The 24,530-nt window shown below is 69.5% G+C and carries 21 protein-coding genes; 4 read left to right on the forward strand and 17 right to left on the reverse strand.

Features of this window, described 5'->3' with window-relative positions; genetic code table 11:
- Positions 1 to 24: 24 nt before the first annotated feature.
- The 4 genes from OG555_RS13720 to OG555_RS13735 form a co-directional block, all read right to left on the reverse strand.
- Positions 25 to 1,173 (reverse strand): ROK family transcriptional regulator, encoded by a 1,149-nt coding sequence (locus OG555_RS13720; protein WP_329483233.1) that lies wholly within the window; start codon positions 1,171 to 1,173, stop codon positions 25 to 27.
- A gap of 81 nt (positions 1,174 to 1,254) precedes the next feature.
- Positions 1,255 to 2,139, reverse strand: a complete 885-nt coding sequence (locus OG555_RS13725) for an oxygenase MpaB family protein (RefSeq protein ID WP_329483234.1) — start codon at positions 2,137 to 2,139, stop codon at positions 1,255 to 1,257.
- A 27-nt stretch (positions 2,140 to 2,166) separates the two neighbouring features.
- A complete protein-coding gene (locus OG555_RS13730) occupies positions 2,167 to 2,727 on the reverse strand; it encodes a GNAT family N-acetyltransferase (protein WP_329483235.1) in 561 nt (186 codons plus the stop codon).
- 7 nt (positions 2,728 to 2,734) lie between these two features.
- The gene (locus tag OG555_RS13735; protein ID WP_329483236.1) at positions 2,735 to 4,030 is read right to left on the reverse strand and encodes an XRE family transcriptional regulator; all 1,296 of its coding nucleotides are present in this window, start codon (positions 4,028 to 4,030) and stop codon (positions 2,735 to 2,737) included.
- Between the two features lie 240 nt (positions 4,031 to 4,270).
- Between OG555_RS13735 and OG555_RS13740 the strand changes: the two genes are divergently transcribed.
- On the forward strand, positions 4,271 to 4,444 hold the full coding sequence (locus OG555_RS13740) for a hypothetical protein (protein ID WP_328524955.1): 174 nt from the start codon (positions 4,271 to 4,273) through the stop codon (positions 4,442 to 4,444).
- A gap of 1,093 nt (positions 4,445 to 5,537) precedes the next feature.
- Here the strand turns inward: OG555_RS13740 and OG555_RS13745 are convergent.
- Positions 5,538 to 5,885, reverse strand: coding sequence for a MarR family winged helix-turn-helix transcriptional regulator (locus OG555_RS13745; RefSeq protein ID WP_329483237.1), 348 nt, complete (start codon positions 5,883 to 5,885; stop codon positions 5,538 to 5,540).
- Between the two features lie 76 nt (positions 5,886 to 5,961).
- Between OG555_RS13745 and OG555_RS13750 the strand changes: the two genes are divergently transcribed.
- Positions 5,962 to 6,393 carry a MarR family winged helix-turn-helix transcriptional regulator gene (locus OG555_RS13750; RefSeq protein WP_329483238.1) on the forward strand — a complete coding sequence of 144 codons (432 nt, stop codon included), beginning with the start codon at positions 5,962 to 5,964 and terminating at the stop codon, positions 6,391 to 6,393.
- Here OG555_RS13750 and OG555_RS13755 read toward each other — a convergent pair.
- The 3 genes from OG555_RS13755 to OG555_RS13765 form a co-directional block, all read right to left on the reverse strand.
- On the reverse strand, positions 6,390 to 7,427 hold the full coding sequence (locus OG555_RS13755; RefSeq protein ID WP_329483239.1) for a GNAT family N-acetyltransferase: 1,038 nt from the start codon (positions 7,425 to 7,427) through the stop codon (positions 6,390 to 6,392). The genes OG555_RS13750 and OG555_RS13755 overlap by 4 nt on opposite strands.
- Positions 7,428 to 7,460: 33 nt before the next feature.
- Complete coding sequence (locus OG555_RS13760) at positions 7,461 to 7,964, reverse strand: hypothetical protein (RefSeq protein ID WP_329483240.1); 504 nt, start codon at positions 7,962 to 7,964, stop codon at positions 7,461 to 7,463.
- Between the two features lie 103 nt (positions 7,965 to 8,067).
- Positions 8,068 to 9,522 (reverse strand): MDR family MFS transporter, encoded by a 1,455-nt coding sequence (locus OG555_RS13765; RefSeq protein WP_329483241.1) that lies wholly within the window; start codon positions 9,520 to 9,522, stop codon positions 8,068 to 8,070.
- Between the two features lie 216 nt (positions 9,523 to 9,738).
- Here OG555_RS13765 and OG555_RS13770 point away from each other — a divergent pair, with 216 nt between their 5' ends.
- Positions 9,739 to 11,988, forward strand: a complete 2,250-nt coding sequence (locus OG555_RS13770; protein ID WP_329483242.1) for an NACHT domain-containing protein — start codon at positions 9,739 to 9,741, stop codon at positions 11,986 to 11,988.
- Here OG555_RS13770 and OG555_RS13775 read toward each other — a convergent pair.
- The gene (locus OG555_RS13775) at positions 11,985 to 13,118 is read right to left on the reverse strand and encodes an MFS transporter (protein WP_329483243.1); all 1,134 of its coding nucleotides are present in this window, start codon (positions 13,116 to 13,118) and stop codon (positions 11,985 to 11,987) included. The two genes, OG555_RS13770 and OG555_RS13775, sit on opposite strands and share 4 nt — an antisense overlap.
- A 55-nt stretch (positions 13,119 to 13,173) precedes the next feature.
- Here OG555_RS13775 and OG555_RS13780 point away from each other — a divergent pair, with 55 nt between their 5' ends.
- Entirely contained in the window at positions 13,174 to 13,902 is a 729-nt protein-coding gene (locus OG555_RS13780) for an AraC family transcriptional regulator (RefSeq protein ID WP_329483244.1), read from the forward strand.
- Here OG555_RS13780 and OG555_RS13785 read toward each other — a convergent pair.
- The 8 genes from OG555_RS13785 to OG555_RS13820 are packed head-to-tail and all read right to left on the reverse strand — an operon-like array spanning position 13,875 to position 24,499.
- Positions 13,875 to 14,519: a TetR/AcrR family transcriptional regulator gene (locus OG555_RS13785; RefSeq protein WP_329483245.1), complete on the reverse strand. Its 645-nt coding sequence runs from the start codon at positions 14,517 to 14,519 to the stop codon at positions 13,875 to 13,877. The genes OG555_RS13780 and OG555_RS13785 overlap by 28 nt on opposite strands.
- A complete protein-coding gene (locus OG555_RS13790) occupies positions 14,512 to 16,077 on the reverse strand; it encodes an AMP-binding protein (protein WP_329483246.1) in 1,566 nt (521 codons plus the stop codon). The genes OG555_RS13785 and OG555_RS13790 overlap by 8 nt, the downstream gene beginning before the upstream one ends.
- 48 nt (positions 16,078 to 16,125) lie before the next feature.
- Positions 16,126 to 17,283 (reverse strand): acyl-CoA dehydrogenase family protein, encoded by a 1,158-nt coding sequence (locus tag OG555_RS13795; RefSeq protein WP_329483247.1) that lies wholly within the window; start codon positions 17,281 to 17,283, stop codon positions 16,126 to 16,128.
- Complete coding sequence (locus OG555_RS13800) at positions 17,280 to 19,271, reverse strand: acetyl/propionyl/methylcrotonyl-CoA carboxylase subunit alpha (protein ID WP_329483248.1); 1,992 nt, start codon at positions 19,269 to 19,271, stop codon at positions 17,280 to 17,282. Before OG555_RS13800 ends, OG555_RS13795 begins: the two co-directional genes overlap by 4 nt.
- 5 nt (positions 19,272 to 19,276) lie before the next feature.
- Positions 19,277 to 20,887 carry an acyl-CoA carboxylase subunit beta gene (locus OG555_RS13805; protein ID WP_442914503.1) on the reverse strand — a complete coding sequence of 537 codons (1,611 nt, stop codon included), beginning with the start codon at positions 20,885 to 20,887 and terminating at the stop codon, positions 19,277 to 19,279.
- Positions 20,884 to 22,005, reverse strand: a complete 1,122-nt coding sequence (locus tag OG555_RS13810) for an acyl-CoA dehydrogenase family protein (RefSeq protein WP_329483249.1) — start codon at positions 22,003 to 22,005, stop codon at positions 20,884 to 20,886. The genes OG555_RS13805 and OG555_RS13810 overlap by 4 nt, the downstream gene beginning before the upstream one ends.
- A complete protein-coding gene (locus tag OG555_RS13815; protein WP_329483250.1) occupies positions 22,002 to 23,714 on the reverse strand; it encodes an acyclic terpene utilization AtuA family protein in 1,713 nt (570 codons plus the stop codon). The genes OG555_RS13810 and OG555_RS13815 overlap by 4 nt, the downstream gene beginning before the upstream one ends.
- Positions 23,711 to 24,499, reverse strand: a complete 789-nt coding sequence (locus tag OG555_RS13820; RefSeq protein ID WP_329483251.1) for a TIGR03084 family metal-binding protein — start codon at positions 24,497 to 24,499, stop codon at positions 23,711 to 23,713. The genes OG555_RS13815 and OG555_RS13820 overlap by 4 nt, the downstream gene beginning before the upstream one ends.
- Positions 24,500 to 24,530: the final 31 nt, after the last annotated feature.

Below are 24,530 nucleotides of genomic sequence, written 5' to 3' on the forward strand. Positions count from 1 at the left end.
GACCCGGCCCGCCCAACTTTCGCGTCAGCGTTGCAGGGGTGGTTCGCCGCGGACGTACGAGCGGATGACGGTGGCGGCGGCGCCGCGCGCCCAGTTGTCGAAGGTGTGCGAGCGCAGCATCAGCCGGCAGTCTCCCGCGGCGCCGAAGGCATGGTCCGCGAACGTCTGCCGCATCCGCTCCTCGTACAGGTCGTACTCCGCCACGCCCTCGCCCGCGATCACCACGAGCTCCGGGCCGACCAGGTTCACCATCGCGGCCAGGGCCGCACCGATCACCTCACCGGCCCGGTCGAACGCCTCCCGCGCATGCTCGTCACCCTCGTGGGCCAGCTTGATCGCACCGGCCAGATCCAGGTCCGCACGCCCGGTCGTCTCGCGGGTCCGCGCCAGGATCGCGTCCGACGAGGCAACGGTCTCCACGCAACCACGCCGGCCGCACGTGCACACCAGATTGCCGGGTGCGAGGGGGAGATGGCCGAGCTCGCCGGAGACGCCGTACGCGCCGGACACCACTTCGCCGTTGATGTAGAGGCCGCAGCCGATGCCGGAGCCGATCGTCACGACCGCGAACGAGTCCGCGTTCACCCCGACGCCGAACCAGTGCTCGGCCACGGTCAGCGCGCGGACGTCGTTCGTGACCACGATCGGCACTTTGATCCGCTTGCCGAGCAACTCCGCGACCGGAACGCCGCGCCAGCCCGTCAGCGGCGAGTCGCGCACCACGCCGTGCCGGGCATCCACATCACCGGACACCGCGACGCCGATCCCGATCAGCGGCCCTGCCAACGCCTCGCCCGACTTCAGCGAGCCGATCAACGCCTTCGCCAGCTCGGCAAGGCGCTCGATCACCCGCTCCGGCGCTGTGTCGTCGAGCTTCTCGTGCCGGACGCTCAGGATCCCGGCGGTGAAGTCCGTGGTCACCCCGATCAGGCTGGTCGGGGTCACCTTCACCCCGATCACGGACACGCTGCTCGGTACGACGGTTAGCGGGCTGACCGGCCGTCCGATGCCGAGCTGGCTGTCCACCTCGGCCGGCACCGCCCCCTGCTCGGTGACGAACCCGGTCTCGATCAGCGGCGCGACCGCCTTCGTCACGGCCGCCTGGGACAGCCCGGTCCGGCGCGCGATCTCCACCCGCGGGATCGGGCCCTGGGTCAGAATCCTGGTCAGCACCGCGACTCCCGCCGGCGTTGCCAGGGGGAGTGGGCGATGAGGACGCAGCGGCACGAGAACAACCTACCGGCGAGTCCGCCGCTAAACCTCGATATTTCCCAGGATGGGTGAGGTCAGGGCCCACCGGATAGTGCGGGTGAGGCCTTCGCCGGCCGCGCGAACGACGGTCCGCTCGGCCAGCGGCAGGTACGGGAGCCGCAGCGGCCAGCGGGTCCACCACGGCAGCAGTCCGACCGCGGCGGCCGTGAGTACGCCGTACGCCGGACGAGCGGCCCACGGCACCGGCGGGTGGACGAGCATGAAGCGCGCAGCCTGGCGTGCCTCGGTCGTGCCGCGGAGCTCCGGCCGATACTCGGCCAGCATCTGACGTAGCTCGACCATGGTGGTCGGAGGGTCGACCACACCGAGCTTGCGGGCCACGAGTGCGGCGTCCTCGACGTACAGGTCCTGCTCCGTGGCGTCGAGCGGCTGAACGCCGTACGTCTGGTGGGCGGCGAGGAAGCTGTCCAGCTCGGCCAGGTGGACCCACTTGAGCAGATGCGGGTCCGAAGCTCGGTACTTGACCCCGTCCGGACTGGTCCCGCGGACGCGCTCGTGCACCCCCTGCACGCGGGCGATCGCCTCCTCCGCGTCCGGGACCGCGCCGTACGTCGTGATCGCCAGGAAGTAGCTGGTCCGGCGCAACCGCCCCCACGGGTCGCCGCGGTAGCCGGAGTGCGCCGAGACGGCCGCCATTGCCAGCGGATGCAGCGACTGCAGCAGCAGGGCGCGCAGACCGCCGGCGAACATTGACGCGTCGCCATGCACTCGGCGGATCGGGCGGTCCGGTGCGAACCAGCGTGGACCGGGTGTGTTGTGCACCCGGTTGCGTTCAGCGCGCGGGTCCGGACCCGCCACCTTCGTCATGATCATCCGCGCGAGTCCGTCTCGCAGCGGGTCCAGCGGTCCAGCGAGGGTGGCGGTCATACGACCAGTGTGCCTCGACCGGTCCCGTCAAGGTTCCAGGCGGCCGCCGGACGAACGCTCGGCGTACTCGTCCTCCAGCAGCGAGTAGAGGAGGGAGTCGCGCCAGTTGCCGTTCGTGAAGACGTGATCGCGCAGGTGGCCTTCATAGGTGAAGCCGATGCGCTTGACGACGGCGATCGAGGCCTCGTTCTCCGGGCCGATCGCCGCGGTGACCCGGTGCCTGCCGAGCGGGCCGAAGGCGAAGTCGAGCATCACGCGGGAGGCGTCGGTCGCGTAGCCGTGCCCCCAGTGGTCGGCGTGGATCGCATAGCCCAGCTTGGCCGCCCAGGGCCCACTCGGAGCGATCCGTGCGAAGCCGATCACCTGGTCGCCGTCCTGGCGGGTGACGGCGAGCATGTGCTCCGGGCGGTCCTCCCGCGCCGAGCGCTCGATGATGCCGGCCAGCATCTCCGCCGCCTTCTCGCGGTCGTAGCTGTCGAACGCCATCCAGGCGGTCACCCGGTCGTCGCCGGCGATTGCCAGGTAGTCGTCGAGGTCGGAGGGCCGAAAGTCACGGAGTCTGGTCAGGTCGCCGGTGAGGGGCTCCATCCGCACGCTACCGGGAGAAGGTCTGCATCGGCGTCCGGGTGAACATCTCGATCTCCTCCTGCAACTCCCGGGCGTCGTCCGCGCGTCTGGACTGCCGGAGCGCCTGGTGGACCCGGCGGGCCGAGTGCACCACGCCGTTGATCCGGCGCTCGGTCGGCAGGCCCAGCACCGGGGCGATCGCGTCGGCCGCGCCGTCCAGCTCGCCGCTGGCGATCCGGCTGATCGCCATCGCGGCCTGGCTGCCGGCGGCGTCGCCGAAGGCCCACTCCGGGTGGTTCTGGTCGGTGTAGGCGTCGACGGCCTGGCTGGAGTACCGCTCGGCCTGGTCGACCTCACCGGGCAGCCAGGCGAGCGCGTCGGCGGCGTAGTACAGCTGGCGGTGACGGCCGAAGGTGCACAGGCCGCCCATCTCGTCCAGGTCGTCCTTGCGCACCGAGCTCCAGGCTTCTTCGGCCCGCTCGAGCGCGGCCCGGGTGGCCTCCGGGTTGCCCAGCGCCGCCCAGGCACGGGCCTCGCTGACCGGCAGCCAGACGCTGGTGGTGCTGTTGGCCTGCTCGGCGTACCCGGCGCCGAGCTGCGCGTACCGGACCGAGTCGTGCGGGTTGCCGGCCCAGTAGGAGACCAGGGACTGCAGGCCGCGCACCCAGGCGCGCAGGCCGTGGTGGTCGGCGTTGTCGGCGCAGAGGAACGCGGTCCTCGCCTGCGTCAGGGCAGCATGCGGGTTACCGAGGTCGTGGGACGCCTTGGCCAGCAGACCGCCGGTCACGCCGCCGAGGAAGTAGAGCTGCCGCAGGTGCTCCGGGCGTTGCCGGCTCTCCAGCAGGGCGAAGACCAGGTCCTGGGTCTCGACCAGCTGGCCGAGGATCTCCGGCAGCGGGCGCTGCGGGTAGGCCTTCGCGACGTGGCGCACATCGTCGTACACCTGTTCCATGGCCTCGCTTCCGAGACCGGACTGGGCCGCGAGGGCAAACGCCCTCGCTCGGCTGGCAGCCATGTCGAGAACCTCCATCTCATTACCTGTCGTGATCCGTCCACTCGCGGCAGGTGACGGCACCACCTGGGCGGCCTGTTCGGCGACGTACGGCGCGAGGAGCTCCTCGACCGGTTTGCCGAACATGCGTTGCAGGGTGCGCCGGGTCTGAGGAGTGGTGCCTGCACGCTCGCCCGATGCGAGGCGCCGCAGGTGCCGCTCGGTGATGGTTCCACCCAGCTCGACGAACTCGGCGACGATCTCGGAGTAGGTCTGGTTCCGGCGCTGGATCAGGTGCGCCAGGACCGTCTTTGGCGTATACCTACCCGCCATCGTTCCTCCTGTTCACGTCAGATCAGACGTTGTCTCGACTCATGCCCCACGACAAGGTGCGGTCCCCCAGATGTCCGCCAGAGGACCGGAAGAGGTCCGGCAAAGGTCCGGCAAAGGTCCGGTCCAGGTCCTAGAGCGGTCACGTTGGGCTCGTGCACCATTACTGCCATGACAACCAGTAAGTCCAACTGGTTGCAAGGGCTCAGAGTTACGGGGTGAGAGGTAGTGAGCATCGCGGAGATGACGTCGAGGCAGCACCGACGCAGAGTTCGGGTCTGGTTCGGCGAGCATGTGATCGCGCAGTACGTCGCGGACGCGCCATTGGCAGCCCGCTACGAACAGGCGATGCGGCGCCGTTTCGCCGGTCTCCGCGTCACCAACGACCTGCTCGGCCCGCTCGACAGCACCGACTGAAAACCTGAACCTCCGGGTCCTCCTCAGACCCGGCCGCTGCGCCCTGGAGTCTCCTCACGTCCAGGGGTAGCACTGGAAGGTCCGTGGCACTCCTCAGTCCCGGACGAAACCCAGGTGCGGTCCGGAGCACTCCTCAGCTCCGGACCGCACCGCCCACCGACCCGGCTGGGCCTGGCGGCTGACCCTGTATCGCCGCCGCCCAGCCGTTCCAACCACCTCCTGGCCGACACCTCGGGCCAGGCGGGGCCGAGTGTCCTGGGCGGTAGGACACCGGAGGCTCCCGACACCTCACCGGGAGCCTCCCCCTGAGGTGGCCGGCTCTGCTGTGTGACCGTCGCGCCTGGGCGGTCACACAGCGGAGCCTTTCTTTCGTCCACCCGGGCCGGGGCCGGAGACGCCGGAGGGCTGCCGGGGCGGGGGTTGCCGTGGGCAGCGGTGATGGGGCGGGGTGTTTGGAGTGTTGCGACAGGCGGCGGGGGGTTGGAGAGGGAGTGGGGGGCTTGAACAGGGTTATTTCGGCTCCCCTGTCGTTTCCGTGGGTGTGCCCGGGCCCGGCTCGCCACCTTGGGCACGGTTCAACCACGAAACCGCCCGCAGAACGACCATCTGGTGCCCAAAGTCGACCTCGCGCCCCCCGCCCAAGGGTGACCTACCGATCGGGTCCCGAGGGCTCGGGGACGGTGGCGGAGGAGGGGAGGGGAGAGGCCCGGTGTACCGACGGACGGGTAGTGGTCAGCCGGCGCGGGCACCTGGGTGAGGCGGTCAGCCTGAATGCCGGCCGGTCGGATGGGGCGTGGCCGACTACTACCCGTTCGTCGGTACGCCGGGTCTTTCCCGGGGACTCGATCAAGCAACTCTCCGGACCTCGGACACCTGATCGAGACCGCGGACACCACACCCCATGTCCGCACTCCCGAACGGGTGACCCCGCAGCCCCCGGACCCCACCGACCGCACCACAGACCCCGAACCCACCGACCGCACCGCAGCGGCCCCTATCACCCACACACCCAGCACAAGAGCCGAAATAGCCTCCTGTGCGGAGGCACCAGGTCCTGTTCACGGGCGCCAGTTGTGTCCTCGGGGTCGCTGGGTCAACGGGCGAGGTTTGCGGCCATCTTCCGCAGTACGTCGACGGTCGCGGCGTAGTCGTCATCGCTGACTCCGGCTGTCACTCGCCTGCGCTGCTCCTGGACCTTCGTCGTCAGCGCCGCCAGCGCGACCCGGCCCGCGGGCGTGAGTTCGTCACCGCTCAGCCAGCCGCGCTCGGCCAGCGGGTCCGTGACCGCTGCGAGCTCCGCCGGGTCACCGGTCAGGAACGGCGCCAGCGCGCTCGCAACCGACTCCGGCCCGGCGGCCGCGTTCAGTGCCTGCCATTGCCGGCGGGTCAGCCCGTCCGCCGCGAGGACCTGCTCGAACGAGGATTCAAGCAGTCGGTCCACCTCTTTCAGCCACCATCCGATAGGCTTGTTGTCATCTGACATATACATGTTAATTAACATATAACCTGGAGAGGCTGTGGCCAAGCCCGATCCTGTAACCGCGGTCGAGTCGGCGATGATCGCGGTCCGCCGGCGGCAGACCCGCCGTACCTTCGCGGTCGAGTCCGGCGGGCCCGACCCGGTCCAGGAGGTCCTCGATGCGATCGAAGCGGCGGCGCCCGACGCCCTCGGGGTGAACGGAGTGGCGGCTGCCCTCGCGGTGGACCAACCGCGGGCGAGCAAGTTGGTGGCGGCGGCTGTGTCGGCAGGCCTGGTACAACGTGAGGCCGACCAGCGGGACGGGCGTCGTACGAACCTCGTGCTGACCGCCGCGGGCAGGGAGCAGCTCGACGTGGTGCACGCCTACCGCCGAGAGCGGTTCGCCGCGGCGATGGACGACTGGACCGCCACCGAGCGCGAGACCTTCGCGGACCTCCTGACCCGGTTCGTGGCCGGCCTGGACCGTTAGATGTCCGCTTCCGGTCCGGTGACCTGGGCCGCGTCGGTGACGTAGACGGCGAAGGGAGCGTCGGGCTGGACCACAGGTGAGCCTTCGACCCAGCCCCCCGCGGTGATCTCGCCTGCGTAGGTCATGCCGAGCCGCTCCATCACCGCCCGAGACGCACGGTTGTGTTGCTCGGTGAACGCGATCACCGCCTGAGCGCCCAATGTCCGGAACGCGAACTCCAGCCCTGCACGCCCGATCTCGGTGGCCAGACCGCGCCCCCGCGCCGACGCGACCAGTGCCCACCCCAACTCCAGCCGATCGACCGCCCACTCCGGGCTGACCAACTCGGCGATAGCCGCGGCCGCCGGCGCATCGGCCGGTATCCGGGACAGCCCGCCGCGGCCGGCCAGCGCGCCGCCGACGCGCTCGTAGGCGATCCACTTGCTCACGCTGTCTCGCTCCCAAGCGTCCCGGAACCCGGCAGTTCGCCGTGCCGCCTCCTCGGGCGACCAGGACTCGTCGTACCAGTGCGCCACCACCGGGTCCGCGTACAGGCTGACGAGGTCCTCCACATGTCCGGGCAGGACCCCGTTGGGCCCGGTGATCGGTTCGAGGCGGAGGCGGTCGGTGAACCTGGTCCGCACCGTGTGTGCCACCAGATCGCGCAATCGCCGGTCGCCGTCGGTCCGGTTCACCATCAGCAGGTCCAGGTCGTCCGGCCCGACCCAGGTCGACGCGTCGTGCTTGCCGGCTTCCAGCCGCGGGCGAGTGAGGTCTCCGTCGACGGTGATCAGGTAGTCGAGCTCACGCCGTACGCGTCCCTGGTACTCCCACTCCCAGTCGGCGACGGCCCACACGATGTCGCGGACCTTCCACCCGGTCTCCTCCTCGACCTCACGCGCCAGCGCCTCCTCCGGCGTCTCCCCTGCTTCCAGGTGCCCGCCGACGATGTCCCAGATCTCCGGATACAACCGCCGCTCCGCCGTACGCCGCTGCACATAAACGCGGTGTTGTTCGTCCCGGATCAAAGCACCCACACAGTCGACCGAACGCATGCCCCCAACCTAGACCGAGGCGCGCCGGTGGGCTCAGCGATAGCCGCTGCCGTTGCACATTGCGCAGGTCGTGTAGCCGCCGTTGCAGGCCCAGCAGCTCTTCCATGTCGAGTCGTTGTCCTGGATCGATCCGCGACCATGGCACGTCCAGCACATCTGTTTGCCATTGGTGCAGGCAGAGCAGACCTGCTTCGCGGGGCTGGCTGCGAGCCAGCTGGCTGAAGTCGACCCTTGGGGTGGCAGCTGGCCGGCCTGCGGGCGGTTGGCCGCGCGGGTGTTGCGCTTCGCCACGCGGGCGGCGATGCAGTCCGCGTCGGCGGCCGCGACCCCCGGCCGGATCCGGACGTAGTACCACACAGCTACCGGGATGCTCAGCAGGATGAAGTACGTGACAACGGGCAACAGTGCCCAGAGCCACTTCCTTCGTCCGGCCTGCTTCCAGGCATGCCCGTGCAGTCGCAAGACACTGACGACCGTCACAACGGATGCCGCCATGCCTGCGTACGTGATGAACTCGAGAATCCCCGCTGTGCTCATGTCCCCGCCCCCGGTTCGGAGTATGTGCTTGCCTCAGGCACCTGCACAAGATCAGCAGGAGCAGCACTACCGGCCGCGCTCGGCCGGTTGCGGAGATGGCTGGTCAGTGACCTGCCGGTGGGCGTTCGGCGACTCTGTTGGGCATGAAGAGGACGGCGACGACGAGGAGTACGGCGGCGATCGCGGCGCCGTAGAACACATCGTGGATCGCGGGAGCGAGCACCTCGCCCGGGAGTTTCCCCAAGTCGTCGTGGCTGTCGCCGAGGCGAGCTGCGACCACACCGTTGGCCACTGCGCCGAAGACCGCGACGCCGACCGCACTACCGACCGAGCGCGAGAACATGTTGGCGCCCGTCACCACACCGCGCGTCGTCCAGTCCACCGACGACTGGGCGGCCACGACCGACGGTGACGCGGAGAAGCCGAGACCGACGCCGATCACGAAGCAGGCCGCGGCAAGATGCAGTACGGAGCTGCCGGAGTCGACCATCAACAGCAGAGCCGACCCGAGTACGACGATGATCGCGCCGAAGAGCATGGTCGTCCGGAACCCGAGCCGCAGATAGATGCGCCCGGCAAGCGATGCCGCGATCGGCCACCCCAGCGTCATCGCGGCCAACGCGAACCCGGCGACCAGAGCCGACGTACCGAGCACACTCTGGGCGAAGAGCGGGACGTACGTCGACAGGCCGATCATCAGCAGCCCGATCAGCAGAGCGGCCGAGTTGGCCGAGTTGAGCACGCGCTGGCCAAGCACCCACAACGGCAGGATCGGTTCGGCCGCCCGGCGCTCGACCAGGACGAACACGATCAGCAGCACCGCCGCCGCGGCCAGGATCGCGATGCTCGCGCCGGAGGCCCAGGTCCACATCACGCCGCCCTCGAGCAGGCCGAGCAGCAACAGGGAACCGCCGATCGCGAGCAGGACCGCGCCGGCGTAGTCGATCTGGTGGCTGGCCTTCTGGGTGACGTTCTCCTGGAAGCGGCGCACCAGCACCCACGCGGCGGCCAGCCCGAGCGGGATGTTCACGAAGAAGATCCAGCGCCAGGAGATGTAGTCCGAGAACACGCCGCCCAGCGTCGGGCCGACGAACGACGCGATCCCCCACACGCTGGCGATGTAGCCCTGCACCTTGGCCCGCTCCGCGACCGTGTAGATGTCGCCGACGATCGTCATCCCGATCGGCTGGATCGCGCCCGCGCCGAGACCCTGGACCAGCCGGAACGCGATCAGCGCCGGCATGCTCCAGGCGAACCCGCACAGCACCGAGCCGAGGATGAACAGGCCGACGCCGAGCAGCATGATCGGCTTGCGGCCGCGCAGGTCGGCGAGCTTGCCGTAGATCGGCACCGACACCGCCTGGGCCAGCAGATAGATCGAGAACAGCCAGGGGAACTGGGTGAACCCGCCGAGGTCGTCGACGATCGACGGTACGGCGGTGGCCAGAATGGTGGCGTCGATCGCGACCAGCCCGACACTCAGCATCACCGCGAGCAGGATCGGCCCACGCTCCGACCGGAGCCCCACACTCGCCCGGTCGATCCGCTCAGTAGTCATATCAGTGGTCAATGTATGTGATCTGACAACAATTCCCCGAGCCCAGGCCCAGTTGGTGGACCAGTGCCCGGAGTCGGGGCCGGGAACACCATCTGGTGGGCGCGGACAGGCAATAACTTGTCTCAGCCCACCACTGCCCGTGTCAGGTCCCGGGAGTTGACGGAGCGGCACGCGGAGGTGGGGACTGTGGGCTTACGGGCGGTTACGCTCCGGGGGGTGAGGATCCGGGATGGGATGGTGCGGGCCGTCGTGCTCGTGGTGACCGTGTCACTCACCCTGGTGTTGTTACCGATCGCGATCAACGTGGGCACCGGCGGGACGGCGCCGAGGTTCCTCGCGCCGTACGCGGGCTGGACCTGGCCGCTGATCGGGCTGCTCTGGCTCGTCGCGATCGTCACCGCACTGTTCGAGTTCCGCAGCCGTCGCCTGCCGACCGTCTCCGGACGCAGCGCGGACCAGCCGCGCAACCGGCCCAACGCCCTCGCCCGCGTCGACCGGTACCTGTCCCAGCGTCATGCCGGCTCGCTGGCCTCCCGCACCCGCATCGCGCTCGCTCTCGACGAACGGCCCGAGGCAGTGCTGCGCCCGTACGACCTGTTGGTCCAACCGCTCGACAGCGCACCTCGCGAGGTGCCCGACGAGACCGACATCGCTGCCGTGTTCGACGAACTCCAGGACTCCATGCTGATTCTGGGCGCGCCCGGCGCCGGCAAGACGACCTTGCTGCTGGAGCTCGCCCGCACGCTGTCCGAGCAGGCCCACGCCGACGAGAGCAAGCCGATCCCGGTCGTGGTCGATCTGGCCGACTGGACGGCGCAGCCGTCCCGCAAGGATGACGACGACCCGCTCGACAGCCCGAACCTGGCCGGCTTCGTCCGCTGGCTCCTGTTCGAGCTCAGCACCCGCTACGGCATCCCCGTCGCCGTCGGCCGCACCTGGCTGCGGCGTGGTCGTTTGGCCCTTCTCCTCGACGGTCTGGACGAGATCGCCAAGCCGAACCGTCCCAAGCTTGCACCGGTGCTGGAAGAACTCCGCCGCCGCTATCTGATCGGCAAGCTCGCAGTCACCTGCCGCACCCAGGACTACGAGCTCCTCCCCGACCAGCTCAGCCTGTACGGCGCTGTGCACATCAGACCGCTCAACCGGCAACAGGTGCTCGACTACTTCGCCGCCGTTGGGCCGGAGCTGGACGGCACTCGCACCGCGATCGAGCAGGACGACACACTCTGGGACCTGGTCAACTCACCCCTGATGCTGAACGTCACGATCCTCGCCTACCAGGGCCGAGCCCCGGAGGAGGTCGCCGCGGGCGGCGTCGCAGACCTCCGCCGCGAACTGTTCGACACCTATATCACCGAGGTCCTCGCCCGCGACCGCTCCACCAGCCGCCAGTACGACTCCAGCACGGCGGTCCGCTCACTGTGGTGCCTCGCCTGGTGGACCCGCAGCCGCGCCGGCGATCGCACCGCCGTACCCAGATGGCTCGTCCCGAACGGCTGGTACGGCCTCTCGCTCCCAGAGGTGGACTACCTCGCCCACGCTGTCTGCCTGCCCGCACTCTTCGCCGGCCTCGCCGCGGGCGCGACGCTCGTGACGTTTGCGCAGTACGGCGTACTCGCCGCGCTGGCCGTAGCCGCGGCCATACTGCTGCTTGTGCACCTGCGCCCACACCCCTGGCAGGCACTCACCACCGACGGACCCAGACCGCAGTGGGCGCCACTCCTGACAGCCACACTCCTCGCGGGTACGGCGACCACCGTCATCCTCACGGTCGCCGCGATGGGACTGGTGGAGTTCCTTCCGACATCGATCGCCCTCGCGATCGAGGCGGCCGCGATCGCAGCGTCGTACGTCGTCGAGCTGATGGTGTTCCACGACAACCGGCGCCGGCTGCTGCTCGCGGTCCGGCTGACGGTCGTCGTCGCGGCCAGTTGGGTGACGCTCGGCCTCGGTGACGCGCCGGGCAGCTTCGCCGCCGGGCTCGCCATCGGCCTGATCGTTGCCCAAGGCATCCGCATGGTGAAGTCGCTTCCGACCGATCATCTGGTCCGCCCGACGACCGGACAGGGATGGCGGATGGACCCGTGGGTGCTGGGCGGTGCCGCCGCCGGACTCCTGCTGGCCCTGGCGCTCGGTGCGGACCCGGCCTCGCCCCACCTGGAAGCCGTCGCCGGTGTCATCGTCGGAGCGGTCGCCGCGAAGGCCTGGCGCCGCCGGCCACCGGTGTTCGCCGGCCCCCTGTCCCGCCTGCTCCACGACTTCCTGCTCCGCTGGACCGGATACCTCCCCTGGCGCCGCCGAGCCTTCCTCAGGTACGCCGCCGACCGCTATGTGCTCGCCCGCAGCGGCCGCGGCGAGTACTCCTTCATCCACCTGCTCGTCCGCGACCACCTGGCCGAATGCTCACCCGACCAACTGGCCGCCAAGGTCGACCGCCGCATCGCCGAACGCGCCGCCCGCCGTTAGGCAATGTCCGGCTCGGTCAGGGCGTGACCGATCAGGCTGCTCGTGAGGGCAAGGGCGATCAGCGTGCTGAGCGCGACGCCTAGGGACGTGTGCTCGGCGATCGTGCCGAGGACCGGGGTGGCGACGCCACCGATGCTGACGGCCAGGCCGAGCGTCATCCCGCCGGCGGTGCCGACCCGGCTGGGGAGGAAGTCCTGGCCGAGCGTGACGTGCAGCGAGAACGGGATCGACATCGCGATCGCGGTGACGGCGAGGAACCCGAAGAACGCCGGCCCGGGCGCGAGCACCAGACCCGCGAGCGCCGGCACGGCGACGGCGTACGACGTCCGCAGGGTCCGGACCCGCCCGTAGCGGGTGGCGAACCGGCCGCCGAGCAGCGTGCCGAACGCACCGGCCGCGAACAGCACGAACAGCGCCACCCCGCCGGTCGTCGTCGTCCCGCCGCCGACCCGCTGACCGGCGTACAGGGCGATGAACGTGCCGAGTCCGACGAACACGATCGATCGGCAGATCATGATCGCCGACAACCGCAGGAACGACGACCAGTCGTCGGCGCCGGCCAACGATTGTTTGCTAGGGGCAACTAGATGGGTGGATCGAAGCGCGAGCTGGGTGACCGCTGCGCCGAAGAGTGCTGGGATCATGAGTAGCGGTGTGAGCGACAATCCACCGACCGCGATCAGCGGCGTGACCAGCACCGGTGCCAGCGCGAACCCGACGTTCCCGCCGACCGAGAACCAGCTCATCCCGACATGGCTCCCGCCACTCACCGCCCGCGCCATCCGCGCGGCCTCCGGGTGGTACGCCGCCACCCCCAGCCCGGACAACGCGGCCGCCAGCCAGCTCAGCCAGTACGACGGCCCGACCCCGACCAGCGCGATCCCGAGCCCGGCGGTGGTCATGGCGACCGGGATCAGCCCGGTCAGCGGGCGCCGGTCCGTCAGTACGCCGAACACCGGCTGGACCACCGAGGACAGCAAGGTCGCGGCCAAGGTGATCCCGGACAGCGCGACATACCCGAGCCCGCGCTCGGCGACCAGGAACGGCACCAGCGCCGGGACGCTGCCCTGGTAGACATCCACGCAGGCGTGGCCGACCGCCATCAGCCCGATCGGTCGCAGTCTCCGCACACCATCGATCGTCGTGGGCGGACTGCCTGTCCGGCTTCCGATAAAATGCCAACCTATGCCGGAAACCCGCCAACGTACCGCGACCACCGGCCACCAGCCGATCCGGGCCGGCGGCGGCATCGAGGCGCACTGGCATGACCAGCATCAGATCGTCTACGCCGGCCGCGGCGTCCTCTCGGTCACCACCGACGCGGGCAGCTGGATCGCCCCGGCCACCCGGGCGATCTGGGTCCCCGGCGGCACCCTCCACCAACACCGCGCCTACGGCGAAACCACGCTGCACACAGTGGGTCTCACCGAGAACCCGCTCGGTCTGGACGTACCGTCGGCCTTGGTGGTCAGCCCGCTGCTGAGGGAGCTGATCCTGGCCTACACGTCAGGTGATGGCGACCAGGTGGAACGGGAGCGGCTCCACGCCGTACTGCTTGATCAGCTGCGGCGATCGCCGCAGCGGCCTATGTATCTACCGGCACCCCACGACCCACGGCTGGCCGCTGTCTGCGACCTGTTGCGCGAGGACCCCGCGGACACCAGGACGCTGACGGAGCTGGGCCGTGAGGTCGGCGCGAGTGAGCGCACCCTGAGCCGCCTCTGCCAGACCGACCTGGGTATGACGTTCCCGCAGTGGCGCACGCAGTTGCGCCTGCATCACGCTCTCCGGCTCCTGGCCCACAACGAGTCGGTGACCCGCGTGGCGCACCAGTGTGGGTGGGCGTCGACGAGTGCGTTCATCGACACCTTCCGCCGAGCCTTCGGTCACACGCCGGGGTCTCGCAAGGCCTGATCGAGGATGCGGCTCCACTGCCGCACGATCCCCCGACGCCGCGCACTGTCATCCGTGAGCAGGTCAGCCAGCCCGAGACCGCGCGCCATGTCCAGCACACCCTGCACGGTCTCCCGGACACCAGGTGTCCGTTCGCTCACCTCGAGCACTTCCAGCAGCGCCCGGTGGGCCTGGCGCCCGACATGCGCCTCCAACCGGACGATCTGCCGCCGCAACGCCTCCTCGGTCGATGCCGCGACCCACAGATGCAGGGCCGCCCGGAAGAGCGGTCCGGTGTAGACCTCCGCGAGCATCCCGACGATTGCCTCGGTCCGGCCGGGCCCGCTGGGCAGTCCACCAGCCTGTGCGCGGATCTCGGCCAGCCGCACCTCGGTCATGTACTCGACCGCCGCCGCGAACAGATCCGCCCGCGTCGGGAAGTGGTGCTGAGCGGCACCCCGCGACACCCCGGCCCGGGTCGCCACGACACTCACCGTCGTCGCGGCGTACCCGACCTCGGCCAGCGACTCCACGGCCGCCGCGAGCAGCCGCTGCCGGGTCGCCCGGCTGCGGTCCTGCTGGGGTGCTTTGAGGCCGTGAGCGAGCGCAGCGAGTTCACCATTGAACACTTCACTCACGGGCGGCCTCGCGGGCTCGCAGCTCCCGCCGCAGGATCTTGCCGGATGCGGCCTTCGGCACCGCCTCGATGAACTCCACCTGCCGGATCTTCTTGTACGGCGCCACCCGCGCCGCGACGTACTCCATCACGTCGGCCTCGGTCAGCTCGATCCCCGGCATCGGCACCACGAACGCCTTCGGCACCTCGTTGCCTTCGACATCGACCCCGATCACCGCCGCGTCCGCGATCCGGTCGTCGGTGAGCAGCACCGCCTCCAGCTCGGCCGGCGGCACCTGGTAGCCGTGATACTTGATCAGTTCCTTCACCCGGTCGACGACGTACAGATAACCGCGCTCGTCCACCCGGCCGATGTCGCCCGTGTGCAGCCAGCCATCCGGGTCGATGGTCGCGTCGGTCTCGGCCTGCCGGCCCAGGTAACCCTTCATCACCTGTGGCCCGCGGATCCAGATCTCGCCGGTCTCCTCGTCGCCCACATCGTTGCCATCGGCACCGACCAGCCGCATCTCGGTGGACGGGAACAGTTTGCCCACGGCGCCGGGCGGCGGCTCCTGGTCGTCCTGCGGCACCGAGTGCGTACCCGGCGACAGCTCGGTCATGCCATAGGCCTGCAGTACGGGGTGCAGCCCGAGCCGTTTCGCGCACGCCTCGGCCAGCTCACCGTCCAGCGGCGCCGCCGCGGACATCACGTACTTCAGCGCGGACAGGTCGACCCCGTCCACCGCCGGGTGCTTGGCCAGCGCCAGCACCACCGGCGGCGCCACGAACGCGCGGGTGATCCTCTGCTGGTCGAGCGTGGTGAGGAACTGGTCCAGGTCGAACTTCGGCAGCACGACGACCGTCGCACCGAGGCGCAGTGGGAGATTCATCAGCACGGTCAGGCCGTAGATATGGAAGAACGGCAGGATCGCGATGATCCGCTCGTCCTCGCCGAGCTTGATCATCACCTCGGCCTGCGCGATGTTCGTCGCGATGTTCCGATGCGTCAGCATCACGCCCTTGGCCGCGCCGGTGGTCCCGCTGGAATACGGGAGTACGGCGACGTCCTCGGCCGGATCGATCGTCACGTCCGGCTCGGGGCCCGTGGACGCGATCAGTTCCAGCACCGAGCGGTACCCCTCGGCGCTGTCGCAGACGAAGATCTCGCCGACGTCCGTGCCCTCGACCGCCCGGGTGGCGACCGGCAGGAACAGCGAGATCGTCACCAGCAACTTGGCCTTCGAGTCGACCAGCTGCTTGTGCAGCTCGTCCGCGGTGTAGAGCGCGTTGACCGTGGTGACTGTCGCGCCGGCGCGGGTGGCCCCGTAGAAGACGACCGGGTAGAGGATCGTGTTCGGGCTGTAGAGCGCGATCGTGTCGCCGTGCCGAATCCCGAGCTCGGCCAGGCCGGCCGCGACCCGGCGGCTCATCGCGTCCAGCTGGGCGTAGCTGATCTCCTGGCCCGTGACCCCGTCGACCATGGCCGGCCGGTCGCCGTACTCCTGGGCGCGACCGAGGACGGCGTCGTGGATCGGGACGTCGAGCACTTCGACGGGCGGGAATTCACTGGTGATGATCATCGGCGGGATCCTCTCCTTGCCCGGATGGTGAACAGACTGTGCTGGATCTCAGTACGACTTGGGTAGACCCAGCGAGTGCTGGGCGACGAAGTTCAGGATCATTTCCCGGCTGACCGGGGCGATCCGGGTCGCCCGGGCGGCCGCGACCAGCGAGGCGACGCCGTACTCCGTCGTCATGCCGTTGCCGCCGAGCGACTGGACCGCCTGGTCGGTGGCCCGGACCGCCACCTCGCCGGCGGCGTACTTGGCCATGTTCGCGGCCTCGCCGGCCGCCAGGTCGTCGCCCGCGTCGTACAGCGCGGCGGCCTTCTGCATCATCAGCCGGGCCAGCTCGAGCTCGATCTTGATCTGCGCGAGCGGGTGCGCGATCCCTTGGTGGGCGCCGATGGGCGTGTTCCAGACCTGCCGCTCCTTGACGTACGCGGTCGCCTTGCCGAGCGCGTGCCGGGCGATCCCGAGCGCGAACGCGGACGCCATGATCCGCTCCGGGTTGAGCCCGGCGAACAGCTGCATCAGGGCCGCGTCCTCGGAGCCGACGAGCGCCTCGCGCGGCAGTCGTACGTCGTCGAGGAACAAGGCGAACTGCTTGTCCGGGCTGATCAGGTCCATCTCGATCTGCCGGTACTCCACCCCCGGCGCGTCCACCGGGACGATGAACAGCGCCGGCTTGAGCTTGCCGGTCCGGGCGTCCTCGGTCCGGCCGACCACGAGCACGGCCTGGGCCACGTCGAGCCCGGAGATGAAGACCTTCCGCCCGGTCAGCGACCAGCCGTCCTCGGTACGCCGGGCGGTCGTGGTGATCTGGTGGGAGTTCGACCCGGCGTCGGGCTCGGTGATCGCGAACGCCATGATCGTCGTACCGTCGGCCAGACCGGGCAGCCAGCGTTGCTTCTGCTCGTCGGTGCCGAAGCGGGCGATCACCGTGCCGCAGATCGACGGCGAGACCACCAGCATCAGCAACGGGCAGCCCGCGGCGCCGAGCTCCTCGAGCACGATGGACAGGTCGGCCATGCCGCCGCCTCCACCGCCGTACTCCTCGGGCAGGTTCACGCCGAGGTAGCCGAGCTTGCCGGCCTCCAGCCACAGCTCGGTCGTGTGCCCGCCGCTCCGCGCCTGCTGGTTGAACCACGCGTAGCCGTACTTCTTCCCTAGCTCCCGCACTGCCTTGCGGAGCACTTGGCGTTCTTCGGATTCGATGAAGCTCATGCTTCCTCCCCTACGACCGCCAAGATGGCGCCGACCTCGACCTGCTGTCCTGCCTCGGCCGTGATCTCGTTGACAATTCCATCTGCCGGGCTGGCGATGGTGTGTTCCATCTTCATCGCCTCCAGCCACAGCAACGGTTGTCCTTGTTTCACCTCGTCACCCACCTGCACCCCGACCCGGATCACGATCCCCGGCATCGGCGCCACCAACGATCCGGCCGCGACCTGCTGCGACGGGTCCGTGAACCGTTCCACCGGCGTCAACGCGACGCTCCCCAGTGACGAGTCCACACAGACGAGCCCGTCGTACGCCGCTACTTCGAAGGTACGCCGTACGCCGTCAGCCGCCAGCACCACGCGGTCCGCCGTACTGTCGACGAGCTGAACGTTGCCCGCAGCAACCAACCCGTCCCGGGTCAGCCGATACTCGACCTGGTAGGTGTCGCCCCCGGCCCGGTAGCTCTTCCGCTGCGGCTGCGACGCCAGATTCCGCCACCCACTCGGCACCCGGACCACCGGCACCCGGGCGGCCGCATCCGCCAGCGCAGCCGCCAACGCCGAAACCCTGACGACCTCGGCATCAACAGCGGGCGCAATCCGGTGGACCTCGAAGAACCCGGTGTCCGTGTCACCCGCCAAGAACGCGGGATGCCGCAGGATCCACACCAGCAAGTCGCGGTTGGTGCCCACGCCGTGGATCTTCGCCCGCGCCAGCTCCGCGGCCAACCGCGCCGCCGCCACGGCTCGGCTCGGCGCCCAGACGATCACCTTGGCCAGCATCGCGTCGTAGAACGGCGACACCGCCGACCCGTCAACCACCCCGGACTCGACCCGCAGCCGAGATCCTCTGCCGCCGTGGGGAAACTTTTCGTCACCTGGTGCAAGTTTGTTTCCCCACAGCTGACCATCCCCGACACTGAAGCGGTGAATCCGGCCGGTTGTGGGCTGCCAGTCGTGGGCTGGGTCCTCGGCGTAGACGCGCACCTCGATCGCGTGACCGACCGTCTCAGGCGGCCCCGGGGGCAGCGGTTCGCCGGCTGCGATCGCGAACTGCAACTCCACCAGATCGAGGCCCGTGGTCTCCTCGGTGACTGGGTGTTCCACCTGGAGGCGGGTGTTCATCTCCAGGAAGTAGAACGCGCCCTGCTCGTCGGCGAGGAACTCGACGGTGCCGGCGCCGACGTACGCGATCGCGGCAGCCGCCTTGCGGGCAGCGTCGAACAGTTCGGCCCGCATGGACGGGATCCGCTCGACCAGCGGGGACGGCGCTTCCTCGATGATCTTCTGGTGGCGGCGTTGGATGGAGCACTCGCGTTCGCCGACCGCCCAGATCGTGCCGTGCAGATCGGCCATGATCTGGACCTCGATGTGCCGGCCGGACGCGAGGTAGCGCTCGCAGAAGACCGTGCCGTCCCCGAAAGCGGACAACGCTTCGGCGGAGGCCGCCTCGATCTCGTTCGGCAGGTCCTCCAGCCGCGTGACCACTCGCATCCCGCGTCCACCACCGCCGGCCGATGCTTTCACCAGCACCGGCAAGTCGTCCGCGGAGACCTCCGCGGGCGTGAGCTCGGCGAGCACCGGCACGCCGGCGGCAGCCATCAGCTTCTTCGCCTCGATCTTCGAGCCCATCGACGAGATCGCGTCCACCGGCGGCCCGATCCACGTCAGACCCGCATCGATCACGGCCTGCGCGAACCCGGCGTTCTCCGACAGGAAGCCGTAGCCGGGATGTACGGCGTCGGCGCCCGCGCGCAACGCGGCTTCGATCACCAGGTCACCACGCAGGTAGGTCTCGCTGGGCGTGTTCCCGGGCAGATGAACCGCCGCGTCCGCCTCAGCCACGTGGGGCGATCCCGCGTCGGCGGTCGAGTGAACGGCGACCGTGGCGAGTCCGAGCGCGCGGGCGGTACGGAAGATCCGCCGAGCGATCTCGCCCCGATTGGCAACGAGCACGGAGGTGATCACGCGCGGCTCCAAAAGCACAGTCATCGGGCTCACAACCGGAAAACACCGAAGGACGAAGTGCCTTCGACCGGTGCGGAGTGAATGGCGGACAGGCAGATCCCGAGCACAGTGCGGGTGTCGCGGGGATCGATCACGCCGTCGTCGTACAACCTGCCGGACAGGAACATCGGCAGCGACTCCGCCTCGATCTGGCCCTCGACGTACGCGCGCATCTGGGCGTCGGCCTGCTCGTCGTACGGCTGCCCCTTCGCCTCCGCGGCCGCCCGCGCCACGATCGACAGCACCCCGGCGAGCTGCTGCGGTCCCATCACCGCCGACTTGGCCGACGGCCACGCGAACAGGAAGCGCGGATCGAAGGCGCGACCACACATCCCGTAGTGGCCGGCGCCGTACGACGCGCCCATCAGGATCGAGATGTGCGGCACCTTGGAGTTCGAGACAGCGTTGATCATCTGCGCTCCGTGCTTGATGATCCCGCCCTGTTCGTATTCCTGCCCGACCATGTAGCCGGTGGTGTTGTGCAGGAAGATCAGCGGCGTGTTCGCCCGGTTCGCCAGCTGTATGAACTGGGCTGCCTTCTGCGATTCCTCGCTGAACAGCACGCCACGCGCGTTCGCCAGGATGCCGACCGGATATCCGTGCACCGAGGCCCACCCGGTCGCCAGCGACGAGCCGTACAGCGGCTTGAACTCGTCGAACACCGAGCCGTCCACCACGCGAGCGATCACGTCCCGCGGATCGAACGGGATCTTCAGGTCCCCGGGCACGATCCCGAGGAGCTCGTCGGAGTCGTAGAGAGGTTCGACGTACGACGGAGCCGGCGGCGGACCGAGTTTGCGCCAGTTCAGCCGGGACACGATCTGCCGCCCGAGCCGGATCGCGTCCTGCTCGTCGACCGCGAAGTAGTCCGCCAGGCCCGACTTCCGCGCGTGCATCGACGCGCCACCGAGCGACTCGTCGTCCGCGTCCTCGCCGGTCGCCATCTTCACCAGCGGCGGCCCGGCCAGGAACACCTTCGCGCCGCCGTCGACCATCACCACGTAGTCGCTCATGCCGGGGATGTACGCGCCGCCCGCGGTCGAGTTGCCGAACACCAGCGCGACCGTCGGGATCCCCTCGGCCGACAGCCGGGCCAGGTTGCGGAACATCGCGCCGCCGGGGATGAAGATCTCCTTCTGCGTCGGCAGATCCGCGCCGCCGGACTCGACCAGGCTGATCACCGGCAACCGGTTCGCCCGCGCGATCTCATCGGATCGCAGCGCCTTGCGCAGCGTCCACGGGTTGCTGGCGCCACCTTTCACCGTCGGATCGTTCGCGGTGATCAGACACTCGACCCCCTCGACCACACCGATTCCGGTCACCAGGCTTGCGCCGACGGTGAAGTCCGAACCCCAGCCGGCCAGCGGCGACAGCTCGAGGAACGGCGAATCCGGGTCGAGCAGCAACTCGATCCGCTCCCGCGCCAGCAACTTCCCGCGCTGGTGATGCCGCTCGACGTACTTCTCCCCACCCCCCGCCAGCGCCTTCGCGTGCTCCACCTCCAGCGCGCGCAGCTTCTCCAGCATCGCCTCGCGATTGCTTGCGTCCGAAGAAGTGTGCCCTGGAGCCCTCGGATCTTCGGACGTAACGGTGTTGTTCATGCGGTGAACCCCAGTCGTCTCGAGGCCAGGCCGGTGAGGATCTCCGTGGTGCCGCCGCCGATGGCGAGGATCTTCTGGTCGCGGTACTGACGCTCCACTTCGGCCTCGCGCATGTAGCCGAGACCGCCGTGCAACTGGAGCGCCTGGTCGCACACCCACTGGCCGGCCTCGACGGCGGTGTTCTTGGCGAAGCACACCTCGGCGATCACGTCGTCGCCGTTCATCGCTCGCTCGGCCACGTGGTGCACGTAGACCCGGGCGACGTCGATCCGGCGGGCCATCTCGGTGAGCGTGTGCTGCACGGTCTGCCGCGAGATCAACGGCCGGCCGAATGTGTCCCGGTTCCTGCACCATTCGACGGTGAGGTCGAGCGCTCGCCGCGCTCCCGCGTACGCCTGCACCGCCAGGGTCAGCCGCTCGGCGACGAAGTTCACCGCGAGTTGCACAAACCCACTGCCTTGGGCTCCCACCAGATTCTCCACCGGAACCCGTACGTCGGTGAACGACAGTTCAGCCGTGTCCGAGCACAGCCATCCCAGCTTCTCCAGTTTGCGCGACACCTCGAATCCCGGTGTGCCCTTCTCAATCACCAGCAGGCTGATCCCGTGCGCACCCGGCCCATCGGTGCGGACTGCGGTCGTCACGAAGTCCGCGCGGCACCCTGAGGTGATGTACGTTTTCGCCCCGTTCACGACGAACACGTCGCCCTCGCGGCGGGCCGTCGTACGGAGCGAGGCGACGTCCGAACCGCCGTCGGGTTCGGTGATCGCCAGCGCGCCGATCAGCTCACCGTCGAGGGTCGGCCGCACCCACCGGTCGACCTGCTCCTGGTTGCCTGAAGCAACGATGTGGGGAACGGCGATTCCGCAGGTCAGCAGCGAGGCGACCAGCCCGCCGGACCCACCGGCGTAGTGCATCTCCTCGACCACCGCGAGCGCATCGAGTAACGAACCACCGCCACCACCGACCGCCTCCGGGAACGCGACCCCGAGCAACCCGAGCTGACCGGCCTTCTTGTGCAGCTCGCGCGGCAGCTCGCCGTCGCGCTCCCATTGGTCCAAGTGGGGCAGCACCTCGGCGGCCATGAAGCGCCGGACGGATTGCCGGAAGTCGTTCACAGCAACACCTCCGGTACGTCGATGTACCGGGACCGCAGCCACTCGCCGACCGCCTTCGCCTGCGGATCGAACCGCGACTGCGCGGCAACTCCCTCGCCGAGCAGCCCCTCGACCACGAAGTTGACTGCCCACAGATTGGGCAGCAGATATCGCGTGACCGTCAGCTCCTTGGTCTCCGGCAGCAACTCCTGGAAGAGTTCGACCGTCAGCGAATGCGCCAGCCATCGCCAGGCCTTCTCCTGCCGCACCCACACGCCGACGTTCGCGTCGCCGCCCTTGTCGCCGGACCGCGCACCGGCGATCCGGCCGAGCGGGATCTCGCGCGTCCGCGGTCGTCCGCTCGAGGCGAGCTGGGGCAACGGCATCGGCAGTCCGGTCTCCTCGACCGCGGTCAGCGGCTGCGTCTCCGCCGCGGGCTCGATCACCTTCCGCGCCCCGTCCGGCAGTACGACGACCTGCTCCACCTCGCGGATGTCGACGTACCCGGCCCGGAAGACGCCGTACGGCGATCCGTCGCCCGGCGGCGCGGTCACGTGGAAACCGGGGTAACTCGCCAGCGCCAGCTCGACCGCGGCGCTGGAGAATGCCCGGCCGACCACCTTCTGATCCGGGTCCTTCACCGCGCACCGGAGGAACACGCTGGCCTCCTCCTCGGTGTCCGCGTTCGGCTTCTCGGTCCAGGCCACGGTCCATCGCAGCTCGGCCGGCCGCTTCGGGAGCGCCTGCTCGAGCTGCGCCTTGACCAGCTCGGCCTTCTCCTCCAGCTGAAGCCCGGTGAGCACGAAATCCACCTCGTTGCGGAACCCGCCGACGCTGTTCAGCGAGACCTTGTACGTCGGTGGCGGCGGCTCACCCTGGACACCGGAGATCCGGACCCGATCCGGCCCGTCGTCGTCGAGCTCGATCGTGTCCAGGCGGGCGGTGACGTCCGGACCGGCGTACCTGGCGCCGGTGATCTCGTAGAGCAGTTGCGCCTTGACCGTGTCGATGGTGACCGCGCCGCCGGTGTTGTCGTGCTTGGTGATCACGCTGCTGCCGTCGGCATGGATCTCCGCGATCGGGAAGCCGGGCCGGCCGAGGTCGCGGATCTCGCTGAAGAACGCGTAGTTGCCGCCGGTCGCCTGGCAGCCGCATTCGATCACGTGGCCGGCTGCGACCGCTCCGGCGAGTTCGTCGTACTGCGTCCGCTTCCAGCCGTGGTGGGCGGCGGCGGGCCCGACGATCACCGAGGCGTCGGTGACGCGGCCGGTGACCACGACGTCTGCGCCGGCTTGGAGCGCTTCCGCGATGCCCCAGGCGCCGAGGTACGCATTGGCGGTCAGCGGGGTGCCGAGGTCCAGCTCCTCGGCTCGTGCGAGCAGGTCGTCGCCTTCGACGTACGCGATCTTCGGGTGCAGGCCGAGGCGGTCGGCGAGCTGCTGGATGGCCTGCGCGAGTCCGGCGGGGTGGAGGCCGCCGGCGTTGCTGACGATCTTCACGCCGCGGTCGAGCGCCTCGCCCAGGCCGGTCTCGAGTTGCTTGAGGAAGGTTCGCGCGTACCCGAGGGACGGGTCCTTGAGGCGATCCCGGCCGAGGATCAGCATGGTCAGCTCGGCCAGATAGTCGCCGGTCAGTACGTCGAGCGGACCGCCGGTGAGCATCTCCTGGACCGCGCTGAACCGGTCGCCGTAGAAGCCGGACGCATTGCCGATCCGGATCGGCGCGGTCATCCGAACTGCCCCGGTTCACGGCCCTTCCCCGGGAGCCCGGCGAAGGCCTGGATGATCTCGAGCCACTCCTCCGCCTGCGCGCCTTCCGCGCGTACGGCGAGGTCGTCGCGATGGCGGCGTTGAGTCGCCAGCAGGCAGAAGTCGAGCGCGGGAGCGGTCACGCGGTCGGCAGCGTCGTCCGGGCCCCAGGTCCAGGTGTCGCCATCGGGGCCGGTGAGTTCCACGTAGAACGGCTCGGCCGGCGGGGTGCGGTCGTTCAGCAGGTAGGCGAAGTCGCGGGTGCGGACGGCGAGATGCGCGACGTGCCGCAGTCGATTGCTCGGCTGGCGGTGGACGCCGAGCGCGTCGACCACGTCCTGCCCGTGCGCCCAGGTCTCCATCAACCGGGCGGTCGCCATCGAGGTCGGACTCATCGGCGGGCCGTACCAGAGCACCTTCTCGCCGGTCGGGACCTTCTTCAATGCGTCCACGAGCTCGGTGCGGGTCTCGCGCCAGTACGGCAGGAGCTGGTCGGGGGGCAGCGCCGCGGTCTCGGCCGCGCCCTCGTCCACGTAGCCGGTCGGGTTGGCGACGGCCTTCTGCAGTGAGGCCTTGAACCCGTCCGGATCGGTGGCGGCCAGGTGCGCGGCCTCGTCGGTCCAGGCCAGGTGGGCGATCTGATGTGCGATCGTCCAGCCCTCGGCCGGCGTTGGTGTCGCCCACGCATCCGCGGCCAGGCCGCCGACGAGCCGATCCAGCTCCGCGCTCTCGGCCCACAGATCGGCCAGCACTTCGTCCAGTTGCACGCTGCACTCCCTCGCCGGGGATCGTGCAGCC

This window comes from Kribbella sp. NBC_01484, from assembly GCF_036227145.1.
In the GTDB taxonomy this organism is placed as follows: domain Bacteria; phylum Actinomycetota; class Actinomycetes; order Propionibacteriales; family Kribbellaceae; genus Kribbella.